Annotated in this window: 15 protein-coding genes; 6 read left to right on the forward strand and 9 right to left on the reverse strand. The window is 57.6% G+C overall.

Annotated elements, in window-relative coordinates:
• Positions 1-1440, reverse strand: a 1440-nt coding sequence (locus DMG62_12145; GenBank protein PYY22684.1) for a hypothetical protein, incomplete at its 3' end; no start/stop codon positions are given.
• 282 nt (positions 1441-1722) lie between these two features.
• Entirely contained in the window at positions 1723-2184 is a 462-nt protein-coding gene (locus DMG62_12150) for a hypothetical protein (GenBank protein ID PYY22611.1), read from the reverse strand.
• A gap of 293 nt (positions 2185-2477) precedes the next feature.
• On the opposite strand from DMG62_12150, the gene DMG62_12155 reads away from it, so the two are divergent.
• On the forward strand, positions 2478-4865 hold the full coding sequence (locus DMG62_12155) for a hypothetical protein (GenBank protein ID PYY22612.1): 2388 nt from the start codon (positions 2478-2480) through the stop codon (positions 4863-4865).
• A gap of 3 nt (positions 4866-4868) precedes the next feature.
• Here DMG62_12155 and DMG62_12160 read toward each other — a convergent pair whose 3' ends face one another.
• The 5 genes from DMG62_12160 to frdA are packed head-to-tail and all read right to left on the reverse strand — an operon-like array spanning position 4869 to position 8796.
• Positions 4869-5420 carry a hypothetical protein gene (locus tag DMG62_12160; GenBank protein PYY22613.1) on the reverse strand — a complete coding sequence of 184 codons (552 nt, stop codon included), beginning with the start codon at positions 5418-5420 and terminating at the stop codon, positions 4869-4871.
• 34 nt (positions 5421-5454) lie between these two features.
• The gene (locus DMG62_12165; protein ID PYY22614.1) at positions 5455-5805 is read right to left on the reverse strand and encodes a fumarate reductase subunit D; all 351 of its coding nucleotides are present in this window, start codon (positions 5803-5805) and stop codon (positions 5455-5457) included.
• A gap of 6 nt (positions 5806-5811) precedes the next feature.
• A complete protein-coding gene (locus tag DMG62_12170; protein ID PYY22615.1) occupies positions 5812-6399 on the reverse strand; it encodes a fumarate reductase subunit C in 588 nt (195 codons plus the stop codon).
• Complete coding sequence (locus DMG62_12175; protein ID PYY22616.1) at positions 6273-7022, reverse strand: succinate dehydrogenase/fumarate reductase iron-sulfur subunit; 750 nt, start codon at positions 7020-7022, stop codon at positions 6273-6275. Before DMG62_12175 ends, DMG62_12170 begins: the two co-directional genes overlap by 127 nt.
• 1 nt (position 7023) lies before the next feature.
• Positions 7024-8796: a fumarate reductase (quinol) flavoprotein subunit gene (frdA, locus tag DMG62_12180; GenBank protein PYY22617.1), complete on the reverse strand. Its 1773-nt coding sequence runs from the start codon at positions 8794-8796 to the stop codon at positions 7024-7026.
• A 764-nt stretch (positions 8797-9560) separates the two neighbouring features.
• On the opposite strand from frdA, the gene DMG62_12185 reads away from it, so the two are divergent.
• A complete protein-coding gene (locus DMG62_12185; GenBank protein PYY22618.1) occupies positions 9561-12053 on the forward strand; it encodes a hypothetical protein in 2493 nt (830 codons plus the stop codon).
• Between the two features lie 89 nt (positions 12054-12142).
• Positions 12143-13018 carry a hypothetical protein gene (locus DMG62_12190; protein PYY22619.1) on the forward strand — a complete coding sequence of 292 codons (876 nt, stop codon included), beginning with the start codon at positions 12143-12145 and terminating at the stop codon, positions 13016-13018.
• Positions 13019-13084: 66 nt separating this feature from the next.
• On the opposite strand, the gene DMG62_12195 is transcribed toward DMG62_12190, so the two are convergent.
• Entirely contained in the window at positions 13085-13984 is a 900-nt protein-coding gene (locus DMG62_12195; GenBank protein PYY22620.1) for a LysR family transcriptional regulator, read from the reverse strand.
• Between the two features lie 140 nt (positions 13985-14124).
• On the opposite strand from DMG62_12195, the gene DMG62_12200 reads away from it, so the two are divergent.
• Positions 14125-14607: a GNAT family N-acetyltransferase gene (locus DMG62_12200; protein PYY22685.1), complete on the forward strand. Its 483-nt coding sequence runs from the start codon at positions 14125-14127 to the stop codon at positions 14605-14607.
• Positions 14608-14635: 28 nt separating this feature from the next.
• Here the strand turns inward: DMG62_12200 and DMG62_12205 are convergent, their stop codons facing one another.
• Positions 14636-17776, reverse strand: a complete 3141-nt coding sequence (locus DMG62_12205) for a glycoside hydrolase (protein PYY22621.1) — start codon at positions 17774-17776, stop codon at positions 14636-14638.
• 369 nt (positions 17777-18145) lie between these two features.
• Here DMG62_12205 and DMG62_12210 point away from each other — a divergent pair, with 369 nt between their 5' ends.
• Positions 18146-18706: a hypothetical protein gene (locus DMG62_12210; GenBank protein ID PYY22686.1), complete on the forward strand. Its 561-nt coding sequence runs from the start codon at positions 18146-18148 to the stop codon at positions 18704-18706.
• A 238-nt stretch (positions 18707-18944) separates the two neighbouring features.
• Positions 18945-21659, forward strand: a complete 2715-nt coding sequence (locus tag DMG62_12215) for a hypothetical protein (protein ID PYY22622.1) — start codon at positions 18945-18947, stop codon at positions 21657-21659.
• Positions 21660-21708: the final 49 nt, after the last annotated feature.

A 21708-nucleotide genomic window follows, 5' to 3' on the forward strand; every position in this document is an offset into this window, starting at 1 on the left:
ACTCTGGTACAGAATGTATATCCCGAAACATTCGCCGGCGAGGAAGGGGAGGCTGAACAGCGTGAGAACGAAGGCTCCGATTCCGGCAATGGGCTTTCCGGAAATCGTCGCTTTCCAGGCTTTGACGACCGCGGTCAGCAGACCGTAAACGCCCAGGCTCCAGAAGGTAAGCCAAACCGCCATAAACAGCGCCGCCATCGTACTGAAAGTCTGGCCCAGGAGAACCACAGCGCCGATGGTGGCAAGGGTAAGGAGAACGCCCGGCCACATGTACTGCGAGTTGGTGAGGAAATCGATCTTCTCCATAGTTGCGCGAAGAGAGAGTTGCACCGCTTTGCGGGCGCGGTGGAGAAGATTGTAGTTTTGGCGATCCAGAGAAACGGTGCTGCCGTTCTCAAATAGTTTTTTCGCCAGCAGCTTCTCGTCGGGAGAGAGCGCTTTATCCGCTTCCACGAAACTGGGCTTGCGAATCAGCCGGTAGGTGAGTGATGCATCGCGATCGATGGTGAGATAACCCTTCGCCGCCAAATCGATGATCAGCGAGGCGAAAGCCTGGTTATCGAAGTTCATTCGCTCCAGGTATCGCATGGCCGCAGGCGACATGTTGTCTGGCGGCTCGTATAGCGGGACGATGGTTCCCGCCGCGGGATCGCGTCCGACCATGTTCCACACGGCAAAGTAATAAAGAAGGACCAATGCGAGCCCAGCGAGCCCTACCGCCACAGCGCGGTTATCGGCAATGAACCAGTTCAGCTTCTGCTGCGTCGAGGGAGGAAGAATGAGTCCCTTGGGCCAGGAAACTACGATGGTGAGTCCTTGACCGGGAGCTAAGTGCTCCGCTCTGAACTGAGGATTGTTCTCGGCGTTACGGGTATGCGTGAGCAACTTACCGCGTTCTCCGCGGAAGCCGGTGTAACCATCGAGGCCGAGATCGGCCTGGCGAACTTGCTCCGGCAAAACGACCGTGGCGGTTGCCACGTCAATGGGAAACTGCCATCGATTGCCGGTTACGTTCCAATAAAGCTCATCGTGATCCGCGAAGAAACCTAGCTGCCGGTTGGTGGTGTAGGTGAACGTATACGTGTATGTTCCAGACGGCAGCATGAGCCGGGAGTCTCCGAAGTAGACGCGTACGCCGTGGTCGATGGTTCCAATATGGTACGGCTCGGAACTGCGGTTGCGCTCCACCCCGACAATTTGAAAACCTACGTTGTACTGATTGCCCAGAAGATCGTGATACCGGGTCGGGAAATCACGATAAATGCCGTGGCGAATGTTTTGCCCGGCAGCCTGCACTTCAATCGTCTCGCAAACCAGCATGGAGCCATCCGCATTCACCGTAACGTAGGAATCAAAGAGAGAGATGCGCTCCGTCTGTCCGGCAAGCAGGAGCGGACTGAAGGCGGCGAGAAGGACCGCAGATAGCGCCAGTTTTTTCATGGAATTAACCGAACTATAGGCCGGTTATGCCGCGTGGTGAAAGCGTGGAAGTGCTCGCATCATGTCACGAAGGTAGTTGTCCGTGGGGGAGGAAGAATCGGGTGATCGGGTGAAGTGAACAGCCGGGGAACTGGCAATCGGCATTCGGCGTTCGGCATTCGGCTCAGGCAAACCGACAAAACCAACAGAGAGGGGACGGGTTACAGGGGACAGGGGTGAAGTACGTCTCCGGATCGGCGGGGCTGCCGCCGATCCGTTGAGGCGTATGGGGGATGGTGACCTTCAGTTTGTGCAGGTTGGGTCGAGGGACTTTCCCTGCGTGTAGCTCACTGCGCCGTTCTCGTCCAGGAAGACGCTAATGACTCCGGTAAGCGCAAAGTTGAGCGCTGCTCCCTGTCCGACCCACTGCGAGTGAAATGGAATGTCATAACTGGTTGTAGATACGTCAGCGAACTGGGCACTGCCTTCCAGATTGACTTGGTAGGCGTTGTTGGCCTGGTCCTGACCGCTGGCTTTAATCTGCAAGTGCAGAGACACGTGAGACGCGTCGCCAGTGGAGTTCACCTGGTAGTCGACAGCCGTCGGTCCGGTCAGCACCATTGGCAAGTTGTTAATGCACGGCAGTGCCGGCAGGGTGAGCGTGCTGTCAAAACTCGTTTGTGCGCTTTGCGCCGTCAGCTTGCTGCTCAAGAGCAACAGCAGGCCTGCGGCGAGAATCGGCAGGTAGCGCTTTGTGCTTTTCATAGTCCCTCCTTGTCGGCGGGGAATCCGAGCACCAGGGAATCATGGCATGCAGGGGATTCTTTGGGTACATTCCCAAAGACGTACAGGTCGCAGGAGCTGGTCGTAGAACCTTCTGATTGCGGAAGGCAAGTCGGCTGCCAATCAGGGAGTGCTCTCAGGAGGATCGACGCCAAGGGTGTGGTGTCCTTCCAGCCTTGAAGCGAGCCGCATTGCTGCACGGAATTTGCTGCGATGCCCGCCGGAGAGCGTGTGCCAGCTATACTCTCCAATCAACGTTCATCCAATCAACGTCCATGGCGAAGAGCAGCGTTAAGAGAGTGCCGAGAGCAGCGAACCAAATCCGCCAATTCCGCCAATTCGTGGGACCGAGCACAGGCCTTGCTCTTCTTGCCTTTGTGCTGTTTGCAGCAGTCCCGCTCGTCGCCCATCCCATGGGTAACTTCAGCGTGAGCCATTATTCGGGAATTACGCTTACGCGTTCCCAAATTGAACTGCTTTACATGATCGACATGGCGGAAATTCCTACCTTCCAGGAGCTGCAGGCCGCCGGACTCAAAGCTGATTCCGCAGACCCTCGCATCTCCGCTTATCTCCGGAGGAAAGCAGACGAGTTCTGGCGCGGCATTACCTTGAAGCTTGACGGGCGGCCCGTGGAACTGGAATGCGCCGAGCGCCAGGTGATTTTTCCGCCCGGCGCAGGTGGGCTTCCCACCATGAAATTCGGCTTCACCTGCCACGCGCCATTGACCAGGCTCAGCTCCGGACGCCATCGAGTGGAATATCACGACGACAATTTTGCCGGGCGCGCCGGCTGGAAGGAAGTGGTGGTCCATGCCGATCCGGACTTGCAGCTCACCAGCAATGTCCCAGAAAGGGACCGCAGCGCTGAGCTGTCGAACTATCCTACCGATCTGCTCAACAGCCCGCCGCAGGATTTGAGTGCCAATGCGATCTTCGTTATGCCGGTGATCGCGTCAGCCGCGCGGCGCGATGTTCCTGCGCAACAGGCCGCTAAACCGAGTTTGAGCTTATTCACTACGCCGCTGGCGTCCACCGCCGCGAGCACTGCGGGTTCTGCGGTTCCGGGCAAAACTCAAGCGCCGCGACTCGCTGCGAATTCTCAGCCCACGCCGCGCAGTGCTTTTACCCAGCTGATCAATTCCAGCAGTTTCAGCATATGGTTTTTCCTCACGGCCGCAATCATCGCTATGGGACTGGGCGCATTGCACGCGCTTGAGCCGGGCCATGGCAAGACGTTAGTTGCAGCGTACCTTGTGGGATCCCGCGGCACCGCCTGGAATGCCGTACTCCTCGGATTGATCGTCACCCTCGCCCACACTGCGGGCGTGTATGTGCTGGGAGCCATCACGCTGTATGCATCGCGTTACGTGCTTCCTGAGAAGCTTTATCCCTGGCTCGGTTCCATTTCGGGACTCATTATTTTTGTCCTGGGAGTATGGCTATTTTTACGGCGGTGGATCGGTCAGGATTCATCACTGGCCGAAGATCACACGCATTGGTATGACGGATTGGTCAAAAGCAGCCATCCAGTCGCGGTCGGAAGCGACGGATGCGCAGCCGGAGCTGCGCGGCAACCGGTCTCGACGCGTCAGCTAATCATTCTGGGGATTACCGGCGGGCTGGTGCCTTGTCCGGCGGCGCTGGTTGTGCTCCTCAGCGCGATCGCGCTGCATCGCATTGCGTTCGGCTTCTTCCTGATCGTGGCCTTCAGCCTTGGACTGGCAGCGGTGCTCATTGCCGTCGGGCTTGTCATGGTGCGAGCAGGACGACTGATCTCAAATTGGAATCCAAAGAGCCAGCTGATCTCTCGAGGATTGCCGCTGCTTTCAGCGGTATTCATCAGCATTGTCGGAGCGGCGCTGATGGCGCAATCGTTGAAGCCGATTGGCTTGCCTCACATCACGGCGTTTGCCAGTGCGAAATGGTTGTTGGTGGCAGGCATCGGACTGCTGCTGGGGATGCGTCATTCGACGGATCCCGATCACGTGATTGCTGTGACCACGATCGTGACGAGGCTTCGCACGCTGCGTCATGCAAGCCTGGTGGGGATGCTCTGGGGGGTTGGTCACACGCTGACGATATTCATTGTGGGTTCGGCGATCATCCTCTTCGATATTGCAATTCCTCCTCGCATTGGACTTTCAATGGAATTCGCGGTTGCGCTGATGCTGATTTTGTTGGGCGTGCTCAACCTCACGGGAGTGTTGGCCTGGTTCACTGGACGAGTCAGCCCAACGCACGTTTCTTCCGACAGTTCAGTACCAGCAAACATGACCAACTCACAATCGCAACGACTTCTCGATCGCGCCTTGTCCCGTTTTGGCGCATATCAGCTGGTGCGACCGCTGGTGATCGGCATTGTCCACGGATTGGCAGGCTCGGCGGCTGTGGCTCTGCTGGTGCTGGCTACCATTCATAACCCGGTGTGGGCGATCGGGTATCTGCTCCTGTTCGGCATAGGAACCATCGCCGGAATGATGCTTATGACGGCGGTGATCGCGATGCCGGTAGTCTGGACCGGCAAGAGCTTCGCCCGTTTAAATCGCTATATGTGCGCGACCTCTGGGATCGTGAGCGTTGCCTTCGGGCTATTCCTGGTTTACCAGATTGGATTTGTATCCGGATTATTCAGCGCCGCGCCTAAGTGGATTCCTGAGTAGGCTTCAGCGAGATCTGCCGGCGCGAAGCGGCGTAGTCCGCGCCGGGAACTGTGGCGAAGTGTCTCCCGATTCGAAACTTTGCATCTCCTCGCGCGGCTCTGGCATGGGAATCTGTTCTAACAGCCGGACACAACGATTCCAGCGCAGAATCGCTTCATCATTTCCCGCAGGGCGACGCTGCTCAGCGCCCTGGAAGCAGCGCATCGCCTCTTCAAGCTCGGCGGCAACCGCCTGCGGCGGGCGTCCGGCGCTAAGCTGGGCTTTGGCGTGACGCTCATGCAAGATGCCGCGGTAGTAAAGCTGAGCATATTGTTCTTCGAGGCTGTCGAAGACTGACGAAGCCTCGGTCACGCGATCGTTGACTCCGCCGGAAAACTGATCGGTAATGGCAAGGCCGAGGATGCGCTTCGCCAATTGATGATTCGGATCGACAGCGAGGATGTCGCGACAAATCGATTCCGCCTCTTCCGGCTCATTGAGATAGCGATAGCGCTCGGCTTTAGCGATGGCGGTGCCGATTCCAGCCTGGGAAATCGATTTCAGCTTGAATTCCATTGTGTACTCCTGCTCAAAAACCTGAGCCTTTTCCTTACACCACCCAGAGCAAATATGCCGCCGCGAGTGTTCCCAGAACTGCGATTCCATAGCATCCCGCAAAGACGACTTCGTTCAGGTGCTTGATCTGAAGCCCGTCATACAACGTGTAGCGGAAGCGATGAGCGAAGTGGAACAGCGGCAGCGAGCACAGAACGAATAGATAAATTCGCGTGATGGGAGAATGCACGAGCGCGCGCAGCGATTCATACGCCGGAGCATGCATCCATCCGAACGGCACCGCCAAGGCGAAGATGAACAACTGGACCGGCAGAAAAAGAGCGGCTACGACTCCGCCGGCGCTGAACAGTGTCCAGAAGATCGGTTCAGTTTCTCGATTGACCATAATCCCCTATCCACGCGAAACGATGATGGCGACCACAATCGCTGAGATGACGATCCAGGCCAGGTATTGCGGCCCCGAGATCAGCGGCGCCGGCAGACGTCTTCCGCGAACGCGAACTACCATCGCTTTTGGAGCCAGATTGAACCACGTGATCGAGTGCAGCAACAGGAAAGCGAACGCGATCACGTTGAGCCCGATCATCCAGGGAGCGCGCATCACATGCTCGAAGCGCAGATACGCCTGCTGGCCACGAATAAGCGCAAACATCTGAAGCAATATGATGGCGACGGTCCACGCGACGGCGACGCTGCTCAATTCGCGGAGAATGAATTTTACGTAAGCCCATTTGCCCAGCCACCAGTACGTTGAGACTTGCGGGCGGTACCAGCGCGGATGAAATTCCGTGTAAGCGGGAGAAGTTGCCCCGCCGGATGCCTGCGCCGGAGTTGAAGCTTGCCCAGAACTGCTCATTGGTTCTCCTGTCGCTGTCCCCAGGGCATGAGGAATTGTTTGATGCCGTCGATCGCCGCGGCCAATTTGTATTGCTGAATGGCTCCTGCGGGATCGACGTGCTTGGGGCAGACCTTGGTACATTCGCCGACAAATGTGCAGCCCCAGATTCCCTCCGGATGCGAGAGCACCGCCATTCGCTCGGCCGAGCCTTGATCGCGCGAATCTTTGTTGTAGCGATGGGCCAAGGCTAGCGCTGCGGGACCCGTGAAGATCGGATCAAGTCCCGAAATAGGACATGCGGCATAGCACAGCAGGCAATTGATGCACATGCTGTACTGGCGGAATTCCTCGAGTTGATCGGGAGTCTGCAGGTACTCGCCGGTGCCATTTCCATCCTCATGGATAAGCCACGGCTTCACTTTCTTGAGTTTTTCCAGGAAGTCTGAGATCTCGATGACCAAGTCCCGAACCACGGGAAAATTCCTGAGTGGCTCGATGGTCAGCGGACCAGGCGTGTACTGCGTGAGGAAGGTTGCGCATCCCAATTTGGGCTCGTTGTTGACCATGTAGCCGCAGCTTCCACAGATGCCCATGCGGCAAGACCAGCGAAATGTCAGCGTACCGTCGATCTTGTCCTTGATGTAGTTGAGCGCATCAAGGATCACCCACTCTGCTTTCACCGGCACTTCGTAGGTTTGAAAGTAGGGTTCTGCATCGCGTTCGGGCGAGTAACGCGAAACCCGGAGCTGAATGGTCTGTGCCATGTTATGCCTTTGCCGCTATTAACGTTGGTTGTTGTCCGTACACGCGTTCGCCAGGAGGCCAGCGCGTGATTACCACCGGCTTGTACTCAATGCGCGGGGAGCCTTCGGGAGAGCGCGTGACCACGGAGTGAGCGAGGAATTTGGCGTCGTCGCGTGCAGGATAATCGGTTCGCTGATGCGCCCCGCGCGACTCGGTGCGGCTGAGCGCGCTGTGAACCATGGTGATCGCGACGTCGAGCATGCAGGTCAATTCGAGCGCCGACAACAGCTCCGTATTGAAAGTCCGCGAGTGATCGTCGATGGCCAGCTTCTGCGCTCGCTCCTGTAGCTCAGCCAGCTTTCCCGCCGCAACGCGCAAGGACTTCTCATTTCTGTAAATACCGGCTCCGTCTTCGACTGCCTTCTGCATGGCCTCGCGAATCGTGGCTACACGTTCCCTGCCGTCGGTCTTTCGCAGGAACTCCTGCTCTAGACGGCGGCGCTCATCCTCTGCCTGCCTGAGGATCGGGAGACTCACGGTGTCGGGTACGCCGCTCGCGTACTCCGCAGCAACTCTGCCTGCTCGCGCGCCAAAGACAAGGATCTCGGGCAGCGAGTTCGACCCAAGCCGATTGGCTCCGTTGATGCTCACGCAGGCACACTCACCGGCGGCAAATAAGCCGCGGAGCGGAGTTGCGCCATCGATGTCGGTGGAGATTCCACCCATCATGTAGTGCACCACCGGACGCACGGGAATGAGCTGTGTCACGGGATCCAGACCTTCGTATTTCAGGCACAGCTCGCGCACGAAGGGCAGCTTCTGATTGATGAGCTTCTCGCCGAGATGCCGCAAATCGAGGTGCACGACAGGGCCGTATAGCCCATCGATGGTGCGTCCCTTTTCGAATTCCTTCACGAAAGCCTGCGAGAGACGATCGCGCGGGCCCAATTCCATGCAACGCAGTACCGGTTTGGGCTCGGGCTTGCCGAGGTTGTAGTCCTGGAGATAGCGATATCCGTCTTTGTTGAGCAGATATCCGCCTTCGGCGCGCGCGGCCTCCGTGATGAGAATTCCCGTAAAGGGAAGGCCGGTTGGGTGATACTGCATGAACTCCATGTCCTTCAGCGGCCCGCCTGCGCGATAAACCAGCGCCATGCCGTCGCCGGTCTTGATGGCGGCGTTGGTGGTGTATGGGAAGACGCGACCGCAGCCGCCTGTGCAGATAATCACCGCTTTCGCAGTAATCGCCTGAATGCGGCCGGACATCAATTCGATCGCAACTACGCCTTGCACGCGGCCATCGTCGACGAGCAGCTTGGTGACGAACCACTCGTCGTAGCGATGAATCTCGTTGTACTTGAGCGTGGTCTGAAAGAGGGTGTGCAGAATGTGGAAGCCGGTCTTATCAGCGGCGAACCAGGTGCGCTTCTTCTTCATTCCGCCAAAGGCGCGTACCGCGATGTGGCCGTCGGGCTCGCGGCTCCAGGGGCATCCCCAGTGCTCAAGTCGCAAGAGCTCCTGCGGCGCTTCTCTTACAAAGGCCTCGACGGCATCCTGATCGCAGAGCCAGTCGCCGCCGGAGATTGTGTCGTAACAATGGTCGTCGAGAGAGTCGTCGGGCTTAGCCACACCGGCAGCGCCGCCTTCGGCGGCAACGGTGTGGCTGCGCATGGGATAGACCTTTGAGATCACTGCGATGCGCAGATTAGGATTGGTTTCAGCAACGGCAATTGCCGCGCGCAGACCTGCGCCGCCGCCACCAACGAGCAAGACGTCGTGGGAAGAGGTATCCATGGGGCCTCAACGAACCGCGCCAAACCCAGCCTTCCAGCAGTGGCTGGTGTAATTCTCTCTGTCAGGGCCTGAGACCGGGCCTAAAAGGAGCCCGAAAGGACGGAGCCAACTGAGCGGATCGAGTCCGCCTGGCTTCTCCAAACTGCGTACATGTTCGCCGCGGCGAACTAAATCAGGGCCGACGTTCGGGGCCTGAGCTCGTGCAATTGCACTGAGCCGCTAATCCTAGAACCAAACGCGCGGTGCCAAGGCCTGGGCTGCCAGTGAGAAGTGAATGGGATCCGACAGCTCGAAACGGCAAAATTCTGCTACAGAACACCAGCAACTTGCAAGTACGAAGATGCGGCGCGGCAGAACACAATTTGAACACGGAGGTCACGGAGGTCACGAAGGGGAGTTTCGCTGGGGCCAATTTGCTGCAAGCAGACGTCCCGAGCCAACGAGTGTCGGGTCTTGTTGGTTTCGCTCTGGCATCTCCGTGACCTCCGTGACCTCCGTGTTCAAGGCTTTTGCCCTTGAGTCTCTTATGAGAATAACAGCGTAAATTTGCTGCAAGCAGACGTCCGAGCCAACGAGTATCGGGTCTTGTTTTTCGCTCCGGCATCTCCGTGACCTCCGTGACCTCCGTGTTCAAAGGTTTTGCCCTTGAGTCTCTAATGAGAATGACAGCGGTAACTCGTGCTATTTGTTTTAGCAGGCATCTTCAGGGCGGTTCTGCGAATATGTATTAGGTGCAGTTCACACCCAGCAACTTACGTTTGCGAATGCGGATCGTCCACACCGCCTTCCTGCTTTTCGCGATGCTCGCGCCCCGGCTGCTGGCGCAAACCCCGGGCCATCAGGGCACCATTCCGGTGGCACCCTCAAAGCATTCCGGAACTTCACTCACGATCGTGGTGAGCGATGAAAACAGTGTCGTTGTTCCGGACGCTGTTGTCATTCTTACTGATACACGAACCGGAGAAGTGCTGCGGGTGCAGACCGATGCCGCGGGCCGCGGACGCTTTGTCAGCCTCGACCCCGATGGCACGTTCACTATGCGTACGGAGAAAAGAAACTTCTATCCCGTGACCAAGCAGGATCTGACAATCAACGGTGCGCAGACGCTCGAGATCGTGATCCCACATGTGCAGGAGTTGAAAGAGACGGTGAACGTTAGCGCCACGGTTCAGGGAATCGATCCTGCGCAAACGTCCGATGGCAAGGTGCTGGGCACGCCCGAGATCGTCAACATTCCCTATCCCACGTCGCGCGATATCCGTAATCTGTTGCCCTTTTTCCCTCAAGTAGTGCAGGACTCGACCGGGCAAGTTCACGTTGCCGGGGCCGATACTTACGAGAGCACTGATGTGCTCGACGGCTTTGACATTACTGCGCCTGTCAGCGGCAATCTCTCCATGCGCTTCAGCGCGGACGCGGTGCGGCAGGTCGATGTTGAAAGCACCCGCGTTTCCACCCAGTTTGGGAAAGAATCGGGTGGGATCATAAACTTCAACACCGGGATGGGCGACGACCATTTTCGTTTTGACGCTACGAACTTCATCCCATCCTGGCAGAACAAAAAGGGCAAGGGATTCAGCTTCGACAAGTGGGTGCCACGCGCCACGGTTTCTGGCCCGATCCAGAAGGGTAAGATCTGGTTTTTCGATTCCGCGGACGCTGAGTACGACAATTATGTCTTCAAAGATCTGCCTGAAGGTTCGGATCGCGATCCTTTCCTGCGCGGCAGCAATCTGGCCAAGGTCCAGGTTAATCTGCGTCCGAACGACATTCTGACCTTCTCCCTGCTGAACAATGTGCAGGACGAAAACCGTCAGGGACTCTCGCTGCTCACTCCCGCGTCGGCGACGGTAAGACGCGACATTAACGCACATCTCGCGACAGCAAAGCTTCTGCACTATTTCTCCGGCGGCGCGCTGCTCGAGACGGGCTTTGCCTGGAACCAGTTTCGCGACGAGTACCATCCACAAGGCGCGACCCCATTCGTGATCACTCCCACGTTGAATGAAGGAAACTATTTCGAGAGCTTCCACGGCACTTCGCGCCGGGCACAGGGAATCACGAATCTGACGCTGAGTCCATTTACCAAATTGGGACGCCACGAATTGAAGTTCGGCGGTGAGATCGATCACATCAACTTCACCCAGCGCTATATGGACCAGCCATTCAGCCTGCTTCGTGCGGATGGCACGCTCTATCGGCGCAGCGTTTTGCCACCGCTGACTGTGCTCGATCGCAATAATCTGGAGCTCGGCGGCTTCGTCGAAGACCGCTGGTCGCCGGACGATCGCCTGCTCATACAACCGGGTGTGCGCTTCGATTGGGACGAGATCGTGCGGCGTCCGCTGTACTCGCCGCGCATCGCCGGGACATACGTGCTGGGAGCGGAGCACAACACGAAGATTTCTGCAGGAGTCGGGATCTATCACGAGCGCACGCATCTCGATTACCTCGCACGTGCTATGACTGGTCCGCGCCTTGATTACTATTACGACGCTCTCGGGACCACGCTTACCGGTCCTCCACTGGTCACGAACTTCCTTGTAAACCAGAATCTGCTGCGCGAGCCCCGATTCCTGAATTGGAGCGCTGCCCTGGAGCAAAAATTTCCTGGCGCGATCTATGGGAGTGTTGAATATCTGCAGAAGTATGGCAGCAACGGATTCATCTTCCAGAACCTCAACACTGCCTCGGAGCTCTCCGGCAATTACCTCCTGACCAACGATCGGCGCGACCACTATCGCGCAATCCAGGTCACGGCGCGCAAGCACTTTCATGGCGATTACAACGTTTTCGGTGCCTACACGCGCTCCTACGCGCACTCGAACGCAGTGGTCGACTACTCGCTCAACAATCCTATCTTCAGCACTCAAATGGGCGGTCCCCTGCCCTGGGACGTTCCGGACCGGGTCATCAGCTGGGGATGGTTCCCCACGCCTTTCAAGCGGCTCGATCTGGTCTACTCGCTCGACTACCACATCGGATTCCCCTGGACCGCCGTCAACCAGAATCATCAGATCGTCGGCTTGCCCTACTCGAACCGTGTGCCCGCTCATTTCTCGCTTAGTCCCGGACTCGAATGGCGCTTCGCCTTTCACGGATACGCCCTGGCGCTGCGCGGAGTAGCAGAGAACGTGACCGATCGCAAGAATCCGGCGTTCGTGAACAACAACGTCGACTCTCCGAACTACGCAACGTATGGTGGCTTTGGCGGAAGAGCGTTTACCGCCAGGATCAGGTTCCTCGGGCGCAAGTGAGGCCGGGAAAATCGTTCCGTATAGCAGCAAAGCGGCCGATTCGGCCAATCGCGATAAAATTCGACATGCTTCCGTGCACCGGGAGAATCATGCGACGAACTCTGGTTCTAACAGCCTTAGCTTTTGGCGGCGCTGTTTACCTCTGCGCTCAATCAGAGGCTGACCTTCGCGACTCCTTCGAGGGCAGGACGGTGGTGGTGAAGCAGGACCTGCCTGCAAGTAAAACCGGAATCGATATCTTTCCTGACTCGTCCTCACCGATTAATTACGCGGATTACGGCAGACGCATCAAGCAGTTTGGAGTTGCGATCCGTCGCAATCAATCCGTTCCGCTGACAAGTGTGCGCGTAAACGATAAGAGCATCGAGCTGCAACTCGGAGGCAGCGCGACTGCGGAAGCCGACAATGCTTCCCCAGCGGCAAGCGTCGCGGTTGAGAAGAGTCCGCGCGAGCGAGCTCTGGAGCGAGATATTCAGAATGAAGCCGATCCGGAGCGGCAAGCGAAGATGCAGCAGGAGCTCGATACATTGCGCAGGCAGCGCCAGCGCGAAGACGCGCGCCTCAAAGCTGCGCTCGCGCAACTCGCGTCCAGCACGGACGATCGTCAGCGCGCTGCGGCTGCAGTGTCGCACATTAATCTCCTGTTTCCCGGCGGAGTTCCTGCCCGCGCGCTCAATCCCGACTATGTGAAGTCAGCTCTTCGGAGCTGGATTGACTTCCCCGCAGCGGAGCGCCCCGCAGCTTCAACAACTGCTCCCTCGGACGACAACTTCCCTGCTGCCGGTCTGCACAAGGGGATGACCGAAACGGAGCTGGTGCACCTCTACGGCGCTCCGGTGAAGCGCGAGACCGGCACCGAAGGCGATTTGCGCGTCGAAATTCTCACCTTCAAGCGCGATGGCAGCACGCTCGAGGCGACGATGGTTGAAGGCGTGCTTGTTCGATTCAGGCAGTGGTCGGACTAGGGGCTAGGGAACAGGTTACGGGGGACAGGGAACAGGGCCTTCAACCCCGACAACTCGGCCAGAAATTTAGTTGCAGGATAGCAAGGTTCTCGCGAGGTCACAGAAGGTCTTCACAATCGCGCGATCCTCGCCAACGCGGTAGGCAAGTTCGATGTCGCTCCTGGTTCGCGTTCCTTGAACTTTTCGACAGACTACGTCTGGTGTAGCGATGCGCTGCACACAGGCGGGGGCAACTGTTACTCCGATTCCTGCCCCCACCAGCCGCAGGATCGTCAGCCACTGTGACGCCACCTGAACAACTTGCGGCCGGAATCCGGAATCCTCGCATGGCGATATGAGTTTGTCATAGGCGCGTCGACCGGCGATCACCGGCGGCATGACGAAAGGCTCATCGCGCAGTTCGGCGCCGCTCAGCTTCTTGCATTTCGCCAGAGGATGCCGGCTGGGCAATACCCAAATGAATGGCTCGGAGAACAGCGCTTCGACAACAAGTCCCTCGGTCGGTCCGCTATCGCGCATTACGCCAACGTCCATCGCCTCGTCCAGCAGTTGCTGGATCACGCCCGAGGTGTGGAATTCGCTGAGCTGCAGGTTCACTTTGGGAAACTGACGTCGATAGCGTCCGAGCATCCCAGGTAAGGCGGTGAGCATGCTCGATCCAATAAATCCCACTCTCAGGAAGCCAACCTCTCCGCGGCCGACGCTGCGCGCTTCCTCGAGATCTTCATGTACGTGGCGCAGAGTACGACGCGCCCGCTCCAGAAAGATCTCTCCCGCACTCGTGAGCTTTACCGCGCGAGAGGTGCGCGCGAACAGCTGGTATCCCACGATCTCTTCCAGCTTACGAATCTGCTGCGAGAGCGGCGGCTGCGCCAGGTGCAGGCGATTCGCTGCTCGCCCAAAATGCAATTCTTCCGCGACGGCTACGAAGTAGCGCAAGTGTCGAAGTTCGATGTCCTGATTCATAGTCCGCTAGTCAATTGAGACTCATAGGATATCAATCATTATGAACAAGATATTGGACGTATCAATGGTATAGGCATTACATTTTTGCCATGGAAGCCTCAGTACATTCTCCGATTCTTAATATGTTGATCGAAGACGCCATGCTCAACCGCGCTCCGGCAATACATCTCCGGCCGTTTAAGCCCGGAGATGAAGCTGCGTTCCGCAATCTGAACGAGGCGTGGATCGCCAAGTACTTCATGATCGAAGCGGCAGATCGGGTGGTGCTCGAAGATCCGGTGAAGAACATCATCGAGCCCGGTGGGCACATTTTTATGGCGCTCGCCGATGATCGTCCCGTCGGTTGCTGTGCCTTGCTCCCCATGGGACCAGGAGAGTTCGAGCTGGCCAAGATGACTGTGCTGGAGCGCGATCGTGGCCTCGGCATCGGCCGCAAGATACTCGAATATGCGATTGCGCAAGCAAAGAAGCTAGGCGCGGAGCGTCTGTACCTCGAGACCAATCGCAATCTGGCGAATGCGATTCATCTGTACGAATCGGTGGGATTCCGCCACGTGTCTCCGGACCAGGTAATCCCCTCTCCGTACGCGCGTGCGAATGTGTTTATGGAGATGGCGTTGTAAGCCCCGCCATTCCGGCGGCACCTATTATTTATGGCTCATCTCCCCCGCCCTCATCTTCAGCTTGGGCGGGCGCAGGTTTCTTCAGATCTATGGCAGGCAAACCGCCGCTTCGTAGTTGCTGATTGAGCGGAGCAATTCCCTTCTTCACTTCGTTCCATTTTGAAGTCTCCGATGTCAGTGCTTTTTCAAGCTGATCGGCGGCGGCGACCGCTTGGGTTGTGGGGGCCGCGTCAGCCAGGCTTACTACGTCATAGATGTGGGCCAGCGCTCCGTTCAGACGAGTCAAGCTTTGCGCCTGTGGGCTGAGGCTCGCGCCGAATCCAGCGCCGCTGCCTTCGACTGCTGCGGCTTGCTGATCCAGTTTGCTGATCGAGTCGGCGAGCGCTCCCTTTGCGCGCGGTTTCAATTCGTTCAATTGTGCGCGGAGACTGCGCAGCTCCTGCAGGCTGCTGTAATCCTCATGCAGCGCCTTCAGCATTCTTTGCTCCACGGCGTACTGCTGTTGGAGATCCTCGTCAGAGGCCTTCACCCGCGGATCGCCTTTAATGACGAGTGGCTGCATGAACTCGTGGCCACTTACGGTCAGGCGAACGACGTACTCTCCAGGAGGAGCAAGGACGCCCTGCGGAGCGAGGGGGGTGTCAAGATAGATGGCCGAGATGGGATAGTCCCGATTTAGCACATCGGGTGGAGTGAAGTGCAGATCCCATACAAAGCGATGCATCCCGGCCTGATTTGACAATTCCTGCGGCGGACGAACCCAGTAAGTGGGCACATGCAGCTCTTTCGCGCTCGGCGCCGGACGATCGTTATTGGGAAACGTACGCAGTACGTGCAAGCCGCCATCGAGAATCTCAATCTTCAGATCACTTGCTCCGGACTTGAGGAAGTAGTCGATGATCGCGCCGTCCGGAGGATTTTTGCCTGCAGGCTCTTCAGGCGGTAACGGCGTGTCAGTCCATGCGTCACGCCGATAGCGATAGACAACGGCGGGCTTGAACAGGAAATCAGCCGAGAGCGTGTTGGCACGGATCTGGCGAAGCGCGGTAATGTCGTCGAGGATCCAGAAAGAGCGCCCATGCGTTCCCACTACGACATCATCATCATGAACGACCAGATCGCGGACCGAGGTTGCCGGCAGGTTCTGCTGTAACGACTGCCAGTGATCGCCATCGTCAAATGAGACCCAGACCGAAGTCTCAGTTCCGGCAAAGAGCAAGCCCTTGTGTCGAGGATCTTCGCGGACCACGTTTACAGGCGCAGTATCAGGCAGGCCGTCGACGATCTTCTGCCAGCTTTTTCCTCCATCGTGCGTGCGGTAGATGTAAGGATGCAGATCGTCGAGGCGGAAGCGATTCACCGCGGCGTAGACGGTCTCGGCGTCGAAGTAGCTGGCATCGAGTTGCGCCACTTTACTCCAGGGCGTGAGTTCCGGCGGCGTGACGTTCTGCCACTTCGTCCCGCCATCGTGGGTTACATGAAGCAGGCCATCGTCCGTCCCCGCCCAAATTAGATTGGCATCCAACGGCGAGGGAGCGATGCTGTAGATTACGCCCCGGTGTTTTCCCTTTTGGGAATCAGAATCGGCAAACATTCCAAGGTTGGCCGGCGTTCCCGGATCGGGACGAGAGAGATCATCAGAAATGCGCTCCCAACTCTTACCGCCATTGGTGGTTTTGAACATTGCATTCACGCCGAGCAGCAGCAGGTGCGGATCTTTCCTGGAGAAGATCAGCGGCATGCTGCGGTTGGTGCGGAACTCGCCGAGGAGAAACGGCGTCACATCTTCTACTTGGCCGGTGTCGCGGTGAAATTTGGAGACCTTGAAGCGTGGACCACCGTAGATGATGTTCGCATCCAGTGGATCGGGAGCGACATACGAATACTCGTCGGCGCCCACCGGATGCCAGTCGTGAGAAGTGATTTGGCCATCGTTGCCGCGGTTTAGCACGCTGGCGGAACCACTCTCCTGCTGTCCGCCATAAACCCAATATGGATGCTGGTCATCGGTGATCACGTGATAGAGCTGCGCGGTCGGCTGGTTGTACCACGAGCTCCAGGTGCGTCCACCATTAACCGTGATCGTAGCCCCCTGATCGACCCCGAGCAGGATGATGTCTGGATTCTTAGGATTAATCCAGATGGTGTGATAGTCGTCGCCTCCCGGAGCGCCCTTCCATGCAACGAAGTTCTGGCCGCCATCAGTCGACTTATAGCTTGAGGTGTTCGCTACATAAATCGTGTTCTCCTCTTTCGGCGAGACACGGACCCAGGCGAAATCGGAACCGCGTCCCCAGACGCGCGCCTCGTCGTTAACGCGTTTCCAACTCGCACCGGCATCGTCCGAGCGGTAAACGCCACCCTTAGTTGGCGAGTCCACCATGGCGTAGATTCGCTTCGAATTGCTCGGAGCGATGCCAATGCCAACTCTTCCAAGCTTGTCGTGTTCCCAATCCGGGAGACCTCCAGTGAGCTGCTGCCAGTGATCGCCCCCATCGATCGATTTGTAAAGCCCGCTTCCTGGCGCGTTGTAGGAATCTCCAACACTCCACGGTGGACGGCGCGAAGCCCACAGGTCAGCGTAAATCGTTCGGGGATTCGCGGGATCGAAGGCCAAGTCGATTGCGCCTGTGTTTTCGTCCTTGTAAAGAATTTTCTGAAACGTTTGCCCGCCATCGGTCGAACGGAAAACACCGCGTTCCGCATTAGGACCGTAAGGATGTCCGAGCACCGCCACGTACAGGCGGTTTGGATCACCGGGATCTACGAGAATCGATCCAATCTGCTGGCCATCGCGCAGGCCGAGATGGGTCCAGTTTTTCCCGCCGTCAGTGGATTTGTAGATGCCATCGCCGGTCGAGAGATCCGGACGCCGCAGTCCTTCGCCACTGCCGACATAAATGATGTTCGGATCCGAAGGCGCAAGTGCCAGTGCACCGACAGAGCCGGTGGGCTGGCCATCGAAGATAGGAGCCCACGTGCGCCCGAAGTCGTCGGTCTTCCAGACACCCCCGTTGTTCGGCGCCATAAAGAAGACATTGGGCTGGTCAGGAATTCCGCCAATGGCCACAGTGCGGCCGGCGCGGAAAGGTCCAATGCACCGCCAGCGCAGTTCGCTGTAAGGAACCGCAGAGTTCTGCTGCGCGATTGCAGCCAAAGCACTGAACATGAGTACAACTGCACCCAAACACCGCAGAATCGACATTGTGTTGGTCCCTCGTGAATGAAGTTACAGAGGATAAATCAGCAAAACCTTTTTGAACACGGAGGGCGCGGAGAACACGGAGGAGCTTCTCTCTCGCCTGCCAGATCTCATGAGGCATCCCTATCCACTGCATGCATTCTGTGAACTCACCCTGACAATTCGGAACTACGGCCAAACTCGCGGATCCTACTGCCATATATCTTCGTGGCTGTAGGGATTCCCCACTCAGTGCGGAATGACCGTAAAAAAGCACCTCCCTACCTCCGTCTCCTCCGTGTTACATCTGTTTGGAAGGTGCGCATTTCACTGGAAGCGAATACCATTTCCGAGCCCATGAAAAGAACACTGATTGTTTGTCTGCTCGCCTCGGCTGCGATTGGCTTCGCTCAATCGGCTTCGACACAATCTCAATCTCCCGCACCTCCTGCCGCTCAAGCTAAGCCTGAAGATGTGAATTCCGTCGAAGCGATCCTCGCCGCGACTTACGATGTGATCTCTGGCCCAGTCGGCAAAAAGCGTGACTGGGATCGTTTTCGTTCACTCTTTTATCCGGGAGCGCGGCTGATTCCGACCGGCAAGCGAGCGAATGAGTCGGACGTAAAGGCACGCGTACTCTCGCCGGAGGATTACATCGAACGATCCGCTCCGTTCCTGGAGAAGGAAGGTTTCTTCGAGCATGGCGTCTCAAACCAAGTCGAGCATTACGCCAACATCGCGCACGTCTTCAGCACCTACGAATCCCGGCACAAAGCCGACGATGCAAAGCCGTTCGCGCGAGGTATCAACAGCTTTCAGTTGATCAACGATGGCAAGCGCTGGTGGGTGATGACGATTCTCTGGCAGGCCGAGAACGCGGAGAATCCAATACCTGCGGAGTACTTGAGAGGGAAGTAAGATTTTCATTACGTGGTTCCGGCCGCCCTCGGCCGGCTGCGGCGCGCGATTCGTGAATGTGTGATTAGCGACTTTTGACACACGGAGTTTACGAGAAGCCGATCACATGATTCCAAAAGACCGGATTGCATGCAGAGTCTTTACTGCATCGCGACCTAGAGCTTTCCGAAATCGCACACCGCCCGGCCAAGGGCGGCCGGAACCACGCAATCAGATCCCAGGTTAGAATCCCCCATCCATGGCCTACTGTCCTCATTGTGGAAGCGGCATTCTCGAACCGGCGCGGTTCTGCGGTTCATGTGGTGCTCCCCAGTCTTCAGGAGCTGAAGTGCAGGTCACGCTCGATCGAAGTCCTTCCTCACCTGTTCCTGTCGCGCTGCCACCTTCCTCTTCGAGCCGTGGTTCTGCGTCACTACGTGCCGAAAGCGGACGCATTCTTCCGGGCACTTTGCTAGCAGATCGATATCGCATCGTGGCTCTTATTGGCCGCGGTGGCATGGGCGAGGTCTATCGCGCAGAAGACCTCAAGCTCGATCAGGACGTCGCGCTGAAGTTCCTGCCGGAAAAGCTGGTGCAGGATGGCGCTGCGCTGGCGCGCTTCCACCGCGAAGTGCGAATCGCGCGCGAGATCTCACATCCCAACGTGTGCCGCGTCTTCGACATTGGCGAGGCGAACGGCGTGCCGTTCATCAGCATGGAGTATGTCGACGGGGAAGATCTCTCTTCGCTACTGCGCCGTATCGGCCGCCTGCCGGAAGACAAAGCCATCGACATCTCGCGCCAGCTCTGCGCTGGGCTGGCTGTCGCCCACGACCACCGCGTGCTGCATCGCGACCTGAAACCCTCGAATGTAATGCTCGACGATCGCGGCAAAGTCCGCATCATGGACTTTGGCCTCGCTGGCCTAGCAACCGACATTCAGGGTGCGGAGATCAGTTCGGGAACTCCGGCCTACATGGCTCCCGAACAGCTTAGCGGAAAAGAAGTGACGGTTCAGAGCGATATCTATTCGCTCGGCCTAGTCCTCTATGAACTCTTCACCGGCAAACGAGCCTTTGAAGCGACAAATCTGAATGATCTGCTGCGATTGCGCGAGCACAGCTCCGTGACAAGTCCAACGCGAGTCGTTCACCACCTGGATCCTCTGGTGGAGCGCGTGATCCTGCGGTGTTTGGAGGCGGATGCGCAAAAGCGTCCCAAAACGGCGCTTCAGATCGCCGCAGCGCTGCCTGGGGGCGATCCGCTGGCCGCTGCGCTCGCTGCCGGAGAAACTCCCTCGCCGCAAATGGTCGCAGCTGCTGGTGGCGAGCAGGCTTTGTCGCCACGAGTCGCGTGGTCCCTGCTCGCGGCGGCGTTAGTGGTTTTCCTCGCGATCCTTTGGGTAGCTCGTTATTCCACCGATCTGGCGCTGTACCCAATCGAGAAAAGTCCAGACGTTCTCGAAGATCGCGCGCGGGATATCGCCGCGAAGGCCGGATACGCACAAGTAGGTGATCGCGCCTGGTGGTTTAGCCGCAACTATGACTATCTGCTTTATCGCAATGCGATGAAGATGTCGTCTCCTCATGGCCAGCCCATCACTGGCTCGAATCCTGGCGCTCTCGCGTTCAATTATCGTCACAGCCCTGACCTACTTTCTCCATCGAGACCGAGCGGTCTTGTGCAATCGCAGGATCCTCCGTACGAGACCTCAGGCATGGTGTTGGTATCTCTGGATTCGGTGGGGCGACTCCACACATTCCGTGCCGTTCCCCCGCAGGATCAATCCCAACCTACAGCTCCCGAACCCAATTGGCAGGAAATGTTCGAGCAGGCAGGTCTGGACATAAGTCACTTTAAGCCGGCCACGCCCAAGTGGCTTCCCATTGAGCCATTCGATTTGCAGCGGGATTGGGAGGGTACGTATGAAGGCGATCGCACTCCAATTCACGTCACTGCCGCTGCGTATCGCGGCAAGCCGGTTTATTTCCATTTGATCCCTCCCTGGACCACGGCGCCGGACTGGATGCCGGAAAAGAAAATCAGTCGCACGGGGACGATTGCTCTGTTCACGATCATCGCAGGCGGAGCAACGCTGGTGTTGTTTGCGGTGGTCTTCGCACGCAGGAACGTTCGCCTTGGACGGGGAGACCGCAAAGGGGCTTTTCGGTTGGCGGCATTTTTTGCCGTGGTGAATGCGCTCGCCAGAGTTCTGCTCGTGCATCACGTGGCCGATGTGAACGCAGAATTCAATCTTGTGATTGTGCCCGTGGCGATCGCCTTGATGGGTGGAGCGGTGATTTGGATTTACTACATTGCTCTTGAACCCTATGTTCGGCGTCGCTGGCCGGAGCACCTGATCTCCTGGACGCGGCTGCTCGGCGGCAACTACCGCGATCCTATGGTGGGGCGCGACCTGCTGGTCGGCGCGCTCATCGGATCGGGTCTCGCCCTGGTGGAGCATCTAATCAATGCCTTGCCTGCCTGGTTCAACCTTGCCGGACAGACGCCGATCAATAGTGACAGTCCCGCTTTGGGAAGCACGGCAAACTTCCTTTCCATGTTGCTGAATTCTGCGATTGGCGGACTCTTTGCCGGTCTGACGATGCTGTTCCTGTTTTTCCTGGTTCGTTCCGCCATACGGCATTACTGGGCAGCAATCGTTGTGCTCGGCACTTTAATCACGCTGATCAATCTGGGGCGCGAAAACGTAATCGCTGAGAGCATCGGCGCTGTGCTGATTGCAACGCTGGTTCTAACCGCCCTGCTGCGCTTCGGACTGCTCGCCTTGGTGGTCGCCTATGGTATTCAAAATTTCCTGCAGGTTTTTCCAGTGGCTCTAGATTCTTCGCGTTGGTACTTTGCGCGTGGATTTGTGCCGGTCATGATCGCTCTGGCGGTGGCGCTTTATAGCTTCCGAATCTCGCTCGGTCGTCGACCGGTGTTCGGGTTCCTCTCGGCAGAAGACCAGTAGCGGATCACCAGCAGTCCAGGAAACCAGAGCGAACTCGGGCAAGAAGGCC

The sequence above is a fragment of the Acidobacteriota bacterium genome (assembly GCA_003225175.1).
Lineage (GTDB): Bacteria > Acidobacteriota > Terriglobia > Terriglobales > Acidobacteriaceae > Gp1-AA112.